This window comes from Gilliamella sp. B3783 (genome assembly GCF_026536125.1).
GTDB lineage: Bacteria > Pseudomonadota > Gammaproteobacteria > Enterobacterales > Orbaceae > Gilliamella.
In genome coordinates this window covers 86,292-100,151 of sequence record NZ_JAFNOU010000005.1, presented here as the reverse complement: position 1 = coordinate 100,151, position 13,860 = coordinate 86,292, and the positions used below count along the sequence as shown (strand labels likewise).

At 35.3% G+C, this 13,860-nt stretch carries 9 protein-coding genes; 6 read left to right on the top strand and 3 right to left on the bottom strand.

The features are described 5' to 3' along the window. The first annotated feature begins 5 nt into the window (after positions 1 to 5). The 6 genes from J3U59_RS06315 (at position 6) to J3U59_RS06290 (ending at position 10,799) form a co-directional block, all read left to right on the top strand. Positions 6 to 1,400, top strand: a complete 1,395-nt coding sequence (locus J3U59_RS06315) for a hypothetical protein (RefSeq protein ID WP_267333762.1) — start codon at positions 6 to 8, stop codon at positions 1,398 to 1,400. A gap of 356 nt (positions 1,401 to 1,756) precedes the next feature. After that, positions 1,757 to 3,178, top strand: a complete 1,422-nt coding sequence (locus J3U59_RS06310) for a hypothetical protein (RefSeq protein WP_267333763.1) — start codon at positions 1,757 to 1,759, stop codon at positions 3,176 to 3,178. Positions 3,179 to 3,468: 290 nt separating this feature from the next. Further along, positions 3,469 to 5,754, top strand: a complete 2,286-nt coding sequence (gene nrdA, locus J3U59_RS06305) for a class 1a ribonucleoside-diphosphate reductase subunit alpha (protein ID WP_267333764.1) — start codon at positions 3,469 to 3,471, stop codon at positions 5,752 to 5,754. Positions 5,755 to 5,899: 145 nt separating this feature from the next. Further along, entirely contained in the window at positions 5,900 to 7,030 is a 1,131-nt protein-coding gene (gene nrdB / locus J3U59_RS06300; RefSeq protein WP_416379594.1) for a class Ia ribonucleoside-diphosphate reductase subunit beta, read from the top strand. Between the two features lie 166 nt (positions 7,031 to 7,196). After that, entirely contained in the window at positions 7,197 to 9,851 is a 2,655-nt protein-coding gene (gene glnD / locus J3U59_RS06295) for a bifunctional uridylyltransferase/uridylyl-removing protein GlnD (RefSeq protein WP_267333766.1), read from the top strand. Positions 9,852 to 9,875: 24 nt separating this feature from the next. Further along, a complete protein-coding gene (locus J3U59_RS06290; RefSeq protein WP_267333767.1) occupies positions 9,876 to 10,799 on the top strand; it encodes an AEC family transporter in 924 nt (307 codons plus the stop codon). A 41-nt stretch (positions 10,800 to 10,840) separates the two neighbouring features. Here the strand turns inward: J3U59_RS06290 and J3U59_RS06285 are convergent, their stop codons facing one another. Genes J3U59_RS06285 through J3U59_RS06275 form a run of 3 tightly spaced genes read right to left on the bottom strand, consistent with a single transcriptional unit; the run spans position 10,841 to position 13,820 of the window. After that, positions 10,841 to 11,683: an aldo/keto reductase gene (locus tag J3U59_RS06285; protein WP_267333768.1), complete on the bottom strand. Its 843-nt coding sequence runs from the start codon at positions 11,681 to 11,683 to the stop codon at positions 10,841 to 10,843. Positions 11,684 to 11,728: 45 nt separating this feature from the next. Beyond that, positions 11,729 to 12,403, bottom strand: a complete 675-nt coding sequence (locus J3U59_RS06280; RefSeq protein WP_267333769.1) for an HD domain-containing protein — start codon at positions 12,401 to 12,403, stop codon at positions 11,729 to 11,731. A gap of 19 nt (positions 12,404 to 12,422) precedes the next feature. After that, positions 12,423 to 13,820 (bottom strand): hypothetical protein, encoded by a 1,398-nt coding sequence (locus J3U59_RS06275; RefSeq protein WP_267333770.1) that lies wholly within the window; start codon positions 13,818 to 13,820, stop codon positions 12,423 to 12,425. Positions 13,821 to 13,860: the final 40 nt, after the last annotated feature.

Here is a 13,860-nt window from a genome sequence, read left to right as displayed (position 1 = left end):
TAGCAGTGACCAGTTTAATGAATAAACAGCAGTTCAAAGTAATTTTCTTTTTCGTTCTTTTATTACCCTTTCCCCCACTAACCTATGCATTTTTAATCGCACAAACAGTTAAAACCATTCATGGCAGTCATCCATCTTTATCTTCAGACATCGAACAACATATCGATGATTTAGCACTATTTGGCTTAAACTTTGAGGGATTAGATTATTATGGCAATGAAGAAGTCGATAACATACCCCTGGTGCCAAGTTACCCATTTATCAATAAATTTAAAGTTGCAAATATTAAACAACCTGATAGCAACCAATATGTCGATCCAGATGGTGATCAGCTGGATTTTTTAAGCGCTGTTCATGATATTACAATGACTTGGTACTATACCAATGCGCAAAATAAATTAGTGCAATTCACACCCAAAACGACCGATACTTTTTGTTCATTAGCACAAAGTAAAATCGTGGGTCCCTATAAAGTTAAATTAGCGGCTGATTTGCTTCTATTTTCAAAATTTGGTGATCCCGATGCTAACGAATACCCCAACGAACTTATTTCTGCTCATCCTGCTAAAACTTATTCAATATTGAAAGAAGCAGGTGTGTGTTATGCAAAACCCGTATTATTACCTACAGCAGCAACCGCTAGTGCTGCCAATCAATGGGATAAAAAAAATGGATTTTTGACTCAGTCCGTTAGCGAATTTGACAAAAACTTTCCCACAACGGGTTTTTATGGCGCTCAATTTGATTTGTTACTTAATCAACAGGAACTTGCCAGCAATTATGATTGGAAAATTATCCAAGGTAGTGAGCTTGCAACTGTGAAGGTAAATCCAACTTCAAATAAGATTACCGTTGCATTTGATACTGATGAAGCTAAAGATACAGGTAAAGCTTGGCAATATGTTATCGGATCAGGTACGGGTTATAAAGTGCTTATTCAAGGTCACAATAAGACGACAAACTATAACCTTAACTATATGTTTACGTTAACTAAATGGTTTTCAGGCTATAATAAAGCCAATATTGGTATGCCGAAAGCAACAATAGATACCGCACCGAATATAGCCAAAGCATGTAAAACTTTAAATGGACATTATCGTATCAGCTACCCTGATGAAGTCAGTAATGCCACATCTAATGTCGTTGGTACTAGAGTCGTGTTTACTCGAGAAATTGGGACATTACTTGGTGAATGGGGCGATCCATCACAAACCGCTTACCCAAACTCTTGGGCCCCAGCGGCAACGCAATCAACGTTATACAAAAGAATTTGGTTATACGACCCGAATAAAAAAGCTTATTGTGACTTACATACCTACAACGCCATATATCACTGTTCCGCTGAAACAGATAGAAAAGCGGGGGTATGTACGGCTGTTGCTGAAAGTGATACAAATTGATATTCGTATCAAGACCCTCCTTTCTTTTTACCGCTAAACAAATAACTTTTTATATCAATACCCCCCAATAGCATATTTTTATGTCGTGGGGCTTTTTATTAATTACACTAAATTATTAATTATATAACTATTTTTTAACATATTTTTGAATAATAACGTGTCAATTTAAGGAATTAACGATCATTACGATCTTATTGATCGACTAAACCTATTATTTGAATTATAATTATCCCGGCTGATTTATTGAACATGATAAAAATTTATTAGCATTATTAATAAAATTACAAAAATAACATCATAAATAACAATGAATTAATTTTAAGTAAAGATAATTAGTGATGGAAAGGGATATAAAAGTGAATCAATTAAATGTTAAAAAACTAGCAAAAATAATTTGTAAATTATTACTGTTATTACAATTTTCACCAATAGGTTATGCTTATTTAACGTCACAAACAGTGCAAATCATTCATGGTATGCGTCCATCTTTGTCTACCGAAATAGAAAATAATATCGATGATCTTGAGCTTTTCGGTTTAACTGTTGATGATCTCAATTACTACGGTAGCGAAGTCGATACTATTCCCCTGCAAACAAGTTATCCATTTAAAGATAAATTTAAAATAGCCCCAATAAAACAACCTAACGAAAACCAATATTATGATAACGATGGGGATCAACTCGATTTTTTAAGTGCTAAAGATAAAATCACTATGACTTGGTATTATACCAATGCTAAAAATCAATTAGTTGAATTTATACCTACAGCAACAGATACTTTTTGTTCCTTATCACAAAAAGGAATGTACAGTCCTTATAAAGTAAAACTGACAGCAGACTTACTTCTTTTCTCAAAATTTGGTATACCCGATGATAATGAATATCCTAACGAGACCTTTATTACGCAACCATCGAAAATGTATACTGTTTTAGAAGATACTGGATTTTGTTACGCAAAACCAGAACTAACGCCATCTACAGCCGCTAATAGTGCTAAAAACCAATGGAATAAAAATTTTGGTTTTTTAATTCAATCAAATACAGATTTAGACAAAAACTTTCCAACTACGGGATTTTATGGCGCTAAGTTTGACTTACTTTTGGCCCAAAATGGGCTTGCTAATAACTATGATTGGTCGGTAAAACAAGGGAGTGAACTTGCAACGATTACCAATAATAGTGATACAGTTACGGTATATTTAAATACACCAATAGCTAGAGATTCAAAACAAGCTTGGCAATATGTCGAAGCTATGAATTCTGATGGGTTTACAATTATCATAGAAGGGAAAAATAAAAACACTCATAAATCTATCAGATATGGATTCAAAATAAAAAAATGGTATGAAGCTTGGAAACAAGCTCTAGATAGCAAAGGCAATATCATTGGCGTCAGAGACACTGCCGAAGCGGTAGCTGCCGAATGTAGAGATAAGCCAGGTAACTATCGCATAACTGAACCCAAAGAATTAAGTAATGCGCCTTATGGTAATAAGGCTGGTTCTTCTGACTATACGCGTGAAATTGGTTCTTTATTTGGTGAATGGGGCGACCCTAGTCAGGATAAATATCCGGGTTCATATGGACCGGCTAAAAATCAATCTAATATTTTTAGTCGCTGGTATGTATGGGATCCAGAAGCCATTGATGCTCAAACACATCAACCGGGTACATTTTGTGATATGCACACTTATAATGCTAAATATCATTGCCGTGCAAACGAGAATGAAGATAAAAATGGTGTATGTGTTTCTATACCTCCAGGTCAAGAATGGTAAAAGTATACTTACCCTTAAACTAGATCTACTTATCCATAGGTAGATCTTATCATTCCTATAATTGCATGTTTTTATGCTCTCACCTCCCTTTTTCGCTGATTTCATTTTTTTAACTGCCCCACCCTTTTGAACATAATTATAGTTGATTTTAACTAAAAAATTTTAATTATCGCTTAATAAATACACTACATATAGTAATAAAATGATTAATAGGTACTATATATTGTATATTTTGATAAATATCAATTATCATAACTCCCACTGAAATACGGGATAAACTGGATAAAAAAATGAATAAATCAATACTCGTAACAAAACGAAATGGTAAACAAGAACCCATAAATCTAGATAAAATTCACAAAGTCATCACTTGGGCAGCCGAAGGATTAGAAAATGTTTCAGTATCACAAGTTGAATTGCGCTCACATATTCAATTCTATGACGGCATTCGCACGTCCGATATTCACGAAACAATCATAAGGGCTGCTGCCGATCTTATTTCGCAAGAAACCCCTGACTATCAATATTTAGCCGCTCGTTTAGCCATTTTTCATTTACGTAAGAAAGCTTATAATCAGTTTACACCACCGCCACTTTATGAACATGTCAAAAAGTTAGTCGACACTAAACGCTACGACAAACACTTACTTGAAGATTATACGCAAGAAGAGTTCGAAGCAATGGATAAAATAATCGATCATTGGCGCGATATGAATTTTTCTTATGCAGCGGTAAAACAACTCGAAGGTAAATACTTAGTACAAAATCGTGTAACAGGTGAAATATATGAAAGCGCACAATTTTTATATATCTTAGTTGCCGCTTGTCTTTTTGCCAATTACCCTAAAGATACACGTCTAAATTACATCAAACGCTTTTATGATGCAGTGTCAACGTTCAAGATTTCACTGCCAACGCCAATTATGGCTGGTGTTCGTACCCCTACGCGACAATTTAGTTCTTGTGTTTTAATTGAATGTGATGACAGTTTAGATTCAATCAATGCAACGGCAAGTGCCATTGTTAAATATGTTTCTCAGCGAGCAGGTATTGGTGTCAATGCGGGCCGTATTCGTGCATTAGGTAGTTCAATTCGCGGTGGTGAAGCATTCCATACGGGTTGTATTCCATTTTATAAATATTTCCAAACAGCGGTTAAATCTTGTTCCCAAGGTGGCGTACGAGGCGGTGCAGCTACGGTATTTTATCCAATTTGGCATCTAGAAGTTGAAAGTTTACTTGTATTACGTAACAACCGAGGAGTTGAGGAAAACCGGGTTCGTCATTTAGATTATGGTGTACAAATTAATAAATTAATGTATCAACGCCTTATTAAAAATGAAAATATAACACTATTTAGCCCATCAGATGTGCCTGGGCTCTACGATGCTTTCTTTGCTGATCAAGATAAATTTGAGTCTCTTTATCAGCAATATGAACAAGATGTAAATATTCGCAAACGTATCGTGAAAGCTGTCGAGTTATTTTCACTTTTGATGCAAGAACGCGCATCTACTGGTCGTATTTATATCCAAAATGTCGATCATTGTAATACGCACAGCCCATTTAACCCTGAGCTTGCCCCCGTGCATCAATCCAATTTATGTATGGAAATCGCGTTACCAACCAAGCCTCTTTATAATATTAATGATGAACAGGGTGAAATTGCACTTTGTACTTTATCTGCATTTAATTTAGGTAAAATAGAATCACTCGATGACTTTGAAGAATTAGCAGATCTTACCGTTCGCGCGCTTGATTCTCTGCTTGATTATCAAGATTACCCTGTACCTGCCGCTCGAAATTCATCAATCAACCGTCGGACATTAGGTATTGGTGTCATCAATTATGCTTATTATTTAGCAAAACATGGCGTTAAATATTCCGACGGCAGCGCCAATAATTTAACTCATCGCACTTTCGAAGCCATGCAATACTATCTGCTTAAGGCATCTAATAATTTAGCCAAAGAAAAAGGTGCATGCCCATTATTTAATGAAACAACTTATTCTCAAGGGATTTTGCCAATCGATACCTATAAAAAAGATTTGGATAGCATTACGAAAGAACCCTTACATTATGATTGGGAATCCTTGCGAGAATCGATCAAAACTTTTGGATTACGCAACTCCACATTATCAGCATTAATGCCCTCTGAAACGTCGTCACAAATTTCTAATGCCACCAATGGTATTGAACCTCCTCGCGGCTATATTAGTGTTAAAGCGTCAAAGGATGGCATTTTAAAGCAAGTGGTACCGGATTATAACGACTTAAAAAACTTTTACGAATTACTTTGGCAAATACCAAATAATACGGGTTATTTACACTTAGTTGGTATCATGCAGAAATTTATTGATCAGTCTATTTCAGCTAATACTAATTACGATCCGACTAAATTCCCTAATGATAAAGTTCCAATGAAACAGCTATTAGCAGATTTATTGACAGCCTATAAATTTGGGGTAAAAACACTTTATTATCATAATACACGTGATGGTGCCGAAGATATTCAAGGTGATATAGCGCTAACAGCAAGTGATGATGGTTGTGAAGGCGGAGCTTGCAAAATTTAAGCAACATTCGATGTTACGCAGTAATATCTAAAAAATAGTTTTAGAGAAACTTAAACCTTTCTCTAAAAATTCTTCCTCGTCTTTTGCAGTCGCGAAAGGTCGCGGTAAAAGCAACAAAAAACCCGTTAGGAGTTCTTTTATGAGTATGAATTACAGTACCTTTTCGCATGTACATAATGACCAACTTAAAGAGCCAATGTTTCTCGGCCAACCTGTTAACGTTGCCCGTTATGATCAGCAAAAATATGAAATGTTTGAAAAACTGATCGAAAAACAACTGTCTTTCTTCTGGCGTCCTGAGGAAGTCGATATTTCACAAGATCGTATCGATTATGCAGCATTACCTGAACACGAAAAGCATATTTTTATCAGTAATTTGAAATATCAAACTTTACTCGATTCAATCCAAGGACGTAGCCCTAACGTTGCTTTACTGCCACTTATTTCTATTCCGGAACTCGAAACTTGGGTTGAAACTTGGTCATTTTCTGAAACGATACATTCACGTTCATACACACACATTATTCGTAATATTGTTAACGATCCCTCTGTCGTATTTGATGATATTGTCACCAATAAAGAAATTCAAAAACGAGCAGGCGATATTGCTGGTTATTATGATGATCTTATCAGCTATGCTAGCTACTATAATTTATTGGGTGAAGGCAAGCATAACGTTAACGATCGAACCATAACCATCGATCTGCGCGAACTCAAAAGACGACTCTACTTATGTTTAATGAGTGTTAATGCGCTTGAAGCCATTCGTTTTTATGTTAGCTTCGCGTGTTCATTTGCCTTTGCTGAACGCGAATTGATGGAAGGTAATGCAAAAATAATCAAACTTATTGCACGTGATGAAGCGCTTCACTTAACCGGTACTCAATTCATGATAAATACATTACGTAGCGGCGAAGATGACCCCGAAATGGCAGAAATTGCTAAAGAGTGCGAACAAGATTGTTATGATTTATTCTTGCAAGCTGCCAATCAAGAAAAAGAGTGGGCCGAATACCTATTTGAAGGTGGATCCATGATTGGATTAAATAAAGACATTTTATGCCAATATGTTGAATATATTACCAATATTCGTATGCAAGCTGTTGGCCTAAAATTACCGTACGAAGTTAAATCCAATCCGATTCCTTGGATAAATAACTGGTTAGTGTCTGACAATGTCCAAGTTGCCCCACAAGAAGCGGAAATGAGTTCTTACCTAGTGGGACAAATTGACTCAGAAATTAACGAAGATGATTTAAGTGATTTCTCATTATAATCAAACGCGTCAATCCGCATTTTCTATTCACCAAAGGAACAAGCGCTTGTTCCTTTTTTTATACATTAACAATGTCAATCATTATATCAATCAACCGTTGCTTGACAGTTATCTAAAATCGGGTAAGGATATTAGCATTACATTGTTTTGATTTGATATAATCGCTATGGCTGAAGCAAATCTTTGTTATCCTATCTCACCGCTTAATTTTAACGATGAGCAAATAAATACTCACTATATAAAACAGCAACTTGAAGAATTTCAAAACTGGTCTGTTTGCCAATTTAAACAACATGTTGACATTGATATATTAGTGCATTTACGGAGTCAATTTATTGATGATTTGCTCAAAAGACTCTGGCAGTACTACCAAATTCCCGAGCAAATGTCTTCACTGTTTAAGCAAAACCGTCTAGCCTTAATTGCCGTAGGTGGATATGGTCGTGCAGAACTTCATCCTTTATCGGATATCGATATTTTAATATTAAGTGATAGATCACTGACAAAAGATCTTGAAAAACGAATTGGTGATTTAGTTCGATTGCTATGGGATTTACATTTGGATATTGGTCATAGTGTTAGAACGTTAAAAACATGTTTGCAAGAAGCTAAAAACGATATCACCATTATGACCAATTTAATTGAATCGAGATTAATATGTGGTAACGCTTCATTATTAAAAGAGCTGCAAAAACAGATTTTTAGTCATAAAATTTGGCCTTCAGCGGCTTTCTATCAGGCTAAAGTTAAAGAGCAACAAGAACGACATCGGCAATATCATAGTACCAGCTATAATCTAGAACCGGATTTAAAAAATAGCCCAGGCGGTTTACGCGATATGCAAATTATTCAATGGATTGCTATTCGTCATTTTGGTGGTGAGTTTTTAAAAAAAATAGCTGATTTTGATTATTTAACGCCAGAAGATATTGAAGAGTTTAAAACCTGTCGCAAGTTCCTTTGGCGTATGCGTTTTGCTCTTCATAGCGTGATTAATCGTTATGACAATCGCTTGCTGTTTGATCGCCAGCTCAGTATTGCTAATATGCTTGGCTACCAAGGTCAAGGTAATACGCCTGTTGAAAAAATGATGCACGATTATTATCGTGTCGCACATAATATTACCGAACTTAATCAAATGTTATTACAACTGTTTGATGAATCGATACTTGAACTTAATGCTCAAAGTAAAAGCTATAGTATTGATGAATATTTTCAAGCAAGAGATGACTTGATTGATGTAAAAGACAATAATTTGTTCAAACAAGATCCTGTCATGATTATACAGCTTTTTTACACCATCTTGCTTAATCCCCAAATCACAGGGCTATACTCAAACACAATTAGGCAATTACGTTCAGCACGGCGACAGTTAACCACTTTGCTATGTGAAGATGAAAAAGCAAGATCATTATTTTTAAAAATTATTAAACACCCAGATGCAATTAAAAAGGCAATATTACTGATGCATCAATATGGTATTTTAACGGTCTATATTCCCGGTTGGAAACACATTGCTGGTATGATGCAATTTGATCTATTCCATGCCTATACAGTTGATGAACATACTATTCGCTTGCTACTTGAACTTGATAGTTTTAAAACTCAAGCCAGTAAAGAAAAACACCCGAACAGTTCAAACGTTTTTGCCAAACTATCAAAACCTGAATTATTAGTCATTACTGGATTATTTCATGATATCGGTAAAGGTCACCATGGTGATCATTCTGAAATAGGGGCAAAACTGGTTGAAAAATTTTGCCAACTACATAAACTTGATCCAAAAGATACCGACTTAATTGTGTGGCTAGTTCGCTATCATTTACTTATGTCAGTCACAGCCCAAAGTCGTGATCTACAAGATCCTGCCGTTATTAATGAATTTATTCAGATTGTTAAAAGTGAGCGCCGTTTACAATATTTATTATGTTTAACCGTTGCTGATGTGTGCGCAACTAACGAAACACTCTGGAACAGTTGGAAGCAAAGTTTAATGCGTGAACTATATTTAACCGCAAAACGATCATTCGACTCAGGTGCTCATCATATCCCTGAACAACGAAGTATTGCTCGCCAACACAAACATGAAGCATTTGAAACCTTGCTTAAACAACATTACGATGAACAAAAAATCAAAGATTTGTGGCAAGATTACCGTGTTGACTATTTTCTGCGCTATACAACTGAACAGATTGTTTGGCATGCGCAAATGCTATTACAGCATGATTTAACTCAAACATTTGTAGCAATCAACCCAGATCCGTATCACGGTGGCAGCGAGATAATTATTTATTCACCGGATAGACCTTACCTATTTGCCACTGTTTGCAATATTTTAAATAATCATAACCTGAGCATTCATGATGCATTAATTATTACCAATAAGAAAGGTTTTGCCCTCGATACATTTATTGTATTAGAACCAAATGGGCAAACATTACAACCAGACAGGCATTACAGTATTATAAAATCACTTGAAAAAGCTTTACAGCAACCAGTTTATAAAGGTGTGACAATAAAACCGCCTAAGCAGCGATTGCGTTCATTTTCAGTGCCCACACAAGTCAATTTTTTATCTGCCTTTAATGAAAGCCAGACTTATATGGAGCTAATTGCATTAGATAGGCCGGGGTTACTTGCCTGTGTCGGTGAAGTATTTGCAAAACTAGAGTTATCATTAAGTAGCGCAAAAATCGCAACTATCGGTGAGCATATTGAAGATTTATTTATTTTGAAAGATAAACACAACAATGCACTTGATGATAATACTTGTAATATATTACGAAATTCGATAGTAAATACTATTGATTCGATGAATTAATTAACCAATTTGAAGATATCGTTTATGCAATTTTTTATTATTTTATTTCCAATCTTCTGTATTTTTGTTGTAGGATTTATTGCACAAAAAGCACTAAAATTTGATGTAGCCAATTTATCAAAAATGTCGCTTTATGTGCTTTCTCCTTTTTTATCATTTAAAACGTTTTATACTCACACCTTAACAACAGACTATCTATTTTATATTGTCTATATTTTTGGCTTATGTTTTTTATTAGTTAGTGTTGTCTCAATTTGGTCGTTGATCATGCGTTATTCAGTCAAAGAACGTTGCGCCATGATTCTTAGTTCTTGTTTTATGAATAATGGTAATTATGGTACGCCGGTACTACTGGTTTTTTTTGGAACAATAGGCTTTGATCTTGGTGTTATTATGATGGTATTACAACAATTTGTAATGAGTACCGTTGGTATCTACTATGCAGCAAAAGGCAGTGCTCGTAGCGATATTGTCAGTCAAAAAGATGTCATCAATAAAGTCATTCGCATGCCTGTTGCTTATGGTGCTTTTTTGGGTATTATTTTCCAGTTGTGCCACATTCCTTTATCAAAATCCATTATGACATCCATTGGCATGATTGGTGATTCATCAATTGTGATTATTATGATAATTTTAGGTATGCAATTAGCTAAAATTCGGATTAAGCAACTCGATTACCCTAAACTCTCATTTTCGCTATTAACCCGTATGGTTATTTCACCACTTGTCGCTTGTTGTTTGGTCTACTTTATGCCTATTTCACCGGTTTATAAACAAGTACTGATTGTGTTAGCCGCAATGCCAAGTGCAGCTAATACCACTTTAATGTCAGTCCAGTTTGATACGCATCCTGAATTAGTTTCGAGTGCGACCCTAGTCAGTACATTATTAAGTTTAATCACATTACCGACTGTATTATGGCTAGTAGGCGCACCCGTACCTTTTTAACAAATAGTTTTTTACTTTTAAAAAGAGCATATCTGGATAAATTAAAAGCCATTATTGTTATACACATCATCAGGATTAGGTCCCGTGCGTAATTTTTGATTTAAGCAATTGATTTTTCTCATCTCGTCAGAGGTAAGTTCAAAATCAAAAATATTAATATTTTCAGCAATTCGATCCGGATGCGCTGATTTTGGGATCACAATATAACCATTTTGTAAGTGCCAACGTAAGGCAACTTGTGATAAAGACTTATTATAACGATCGCCTATTGCAACTAATACCGGTTCATTGAGTATTTTACTGTGAGCAAGTGGCGACCATGCTTCAATTGCAATATTTTGCTTACGTAGGTAGCGCACTAAGTCTATTTGTGTTAAGTAGGGATGAATTTCTATTTGATTAATCATAGGCTGAATATTTGCTTGGCTAGCCAGTAGTTCTAAATGTGAGATATGAAAATTACACACCCCAATGGCTCGAACACGTTTTTCTTCATAGAGCTTTTCAATTGCTCGCCACGTTTCAAAAAAAGTATGATGAAGCGGCCAATGCACTAAAAACAGATCAAGATAATCAAGTTGTAAATCTTTTAGCGATTGTTCAAAACTTGCTAACGTTTTTTTGTAACCTTGATTGGCATTGCTCACTTTTGAAGTCATAAATAATTCACTACGATCGATACCACATTGTTTAATCGCCTGACCGATTTGTTTTTCGTTTTGGTAAAGTTGCGCGGTATCAAAAGAACGATAGCCTACTTTAATAGCGGTTTTAATTGCTTGAGATATTTGTTCAAATTCAGTTAATTTAAAAGTACCAAGACCAAGTTGTGGCATTACTATATTGTTACTTAAAGTAATTTTATTATCGATAGTTATTGTCATCACAAACCCCTTCCATACTATTTAACACATTAAACAGCGGTACAGTTAGTCATCACCACTCCACTCTTTTTCAAACTGATTAATAAATTGTACTAAAAATTGATGTCGTTGCTTTGCGATCTTTTTTGCCGTTTGTGTATTCATCATTCCTTTGAGTAAAAGAAGTTTCTCATAAAAATGATTAATTACCGTATTAGGCTGCTTATAACTCTCTTCAGTCATCGACATTCTTGGCAAAATCGTAGGATCATGCATGATGTTATGTTTATTACCACCATAATAGAATGTACGCCCTATTCCTATTGCGCCAATGGCATCAAGTCGATCGGCATCTTGTACAATCTTACCTTCGAGGGATAATGTTTTTTTATCACTCAGGTTTTTCCGATAGGACATATTTTCGATGATAGAAAAAATAGAGGTAATTTCAAGTTCTGTCAAATCCTGCAATGCTAAAAAAGCACGTAATTCATCAACTGCTAATTCTACATTAGACACTACTTTTTCATCAATTACATCATGTAAATAAGCACTTAAAACAACAATAAAATAATTAGCATTGGGCTCATTGAGTAAGATTTTTTGTGCCAATTTAACTACGCGTTCAATATGTGCCATATCGTGACCTGAAAAATCATGAGCAAGCTTTTGCTCTACAAAATTTTTTACGGCTTGCATAGCACGTTGTTGATGTTTAGTTAGCGGTAAATTTGTCATCATTTAAACCTTTTTATTTTGCTTAATTAGGACTAATACAAGCAACTTTAGCTTTATCTGTCCAATAATCAATCATCCCTATGTTAGAGTGCACTTGCAAATAATAAGTTTTACCGCCCTCTTGGAAGCTATTTGCGCTCCAATAAACAGCGCCGGAAATAAAATGGCTTTCAGGATAATAATAGTTGTTTGTCTCGCCCCATTGAGAAAACAGTCCTCCATCGATCCGGCGTTGATAGTGACGACCTAGCCCGGGTAATCCCCCTGTCCAAATTGTATTATAATTTGCATTAGTTAATTGCAGTAAAGTCGGTATTTGATAACCCAAATTATCACAATATTGTTTTGCTTGGTCAAAAAGCATACTGGTATTTTCAGCCTGAACAATAAACCATTTTTGTATAGTGAAAGCATAAATTTTATTGGTTTTAGCTTTATCTTTATATAAGATAAAGGTCGTAGCAACAGCAGCTTTAGCTGCTTGTGCTGCATCAGCGCTACTTGTCGGTCCAGTTAATTGAATTTTGGCTTTAGAACCATTACCAGTGATGGTTAAATTAATTGCTGAATCAGCGGGTATTTTATCAAAGCTCATATCTGGTGCTGAACTATCAAGTAAATTCAGATAAAAAAACAAACCATTCTCACCCATAGTTGGAAAATTTAATTCTGGATGCGTTAAAGATTGCCGTTTAAAACCTTTAGCATCATCCCATTGATTTTCTGGTCCTGAATAGTCCGTTCCGCCCCAACTGTTGCCTTTGCTGTCATTGACTGATAAATTTGGCTCCGCTGAATAAGTACAGGCACCATTAGACGGAGAAAAATAGTAAGTGGTACTATTTGCGTCAAATGCAACCGTATTTGGCTGACCATATTTAGTAGATAATGTGCCATTCATATGATTCAACGTAAAACTATAAGGAGCATAACAATCAGTTAACTCATTATCCAAAGCAACAGACTTACCGTTAGCATCTTGAATGGATAACATAAGATCCCCTGTTGCTGTGATATCACCATCACCATCTTGATCAAACCAAAAACCGTTAGTCGCAAATACCTCAGTTAAAGAAACGGATGTTTGGTTTTCAGGAATTAAGGTTTTAAAATCTTTGGCGCTGATCGATTCCCCATTTAATTGTATGGGTGCTTGCTTTGATGAAGTGTTGGTTGCTTTTGTAAATTTTCGCCCATCAGGTAAAGTGATAGATAAAAGATTATCGGTATAAAATGAGCGCGTCTTGCCGCCATCGAAAGAGATATAAGGAGCCGAACCTTGTATGGTATTTGTTGTTTCGACCGCTTCAACATAAGGTAAACCCGCATTCACACTGTAACAAACAATGCCAAGACAAGCTATTATCATTTTTGATATCAATAAAGCTAAACTTGATTTTATCGCTGCTAAGTCACGCATTTCAATCAACCGAGTTATTTTAAACAATACATATGGTTTC

Coding starts and splice junctions, on each gene's coding strand:
- nrdA (WP_267333764.1), top strand. CDS start 3,469: ATGAATAAATCAATACTCGTAACAAAACGAAATGGTAAACAAGAACCC.
- nrdB (WP_416379594.1), top strand. CDS start 5,900: ATGAATTACAGTACCTTTTCGCATGTACATAATGACCAACTTAAAGAG.
- glnD (WP_267333766.1), top strand. CDS start 7,197: ATGGCTGAAGCAAATCTTTGTTATCCTATCTCACCGCTTAATTTTAAC.
- J3U59_RS06290 (WP_267333767.1), top strand. CDS start 9,876: ATGCAATTTTTTATTATTTTATTTCCAATCTTCTGTATTTTTGTTGTA.
- J3U59_RS06285 (WP_267333768.1), bottom strand. CDS start 11,683: ATGACAATAACTATCGATAATAAAATTACTTTAAGTAACAATATAGTA.
- J3U59_RS06280 (WP_267333769.1), bottom strand. CDS start 12,403: ATGATGACAAATTTACCGCTAACTAAACATCAACAACGTGCTATGCAA.
- J3U59_RS06275 (WP_267333770.1), bottom strand. CDS start 13,820: ATGCGTGACTTAGCAGCGATAAAATCAAGTTTAGCTTTATTGATATCA.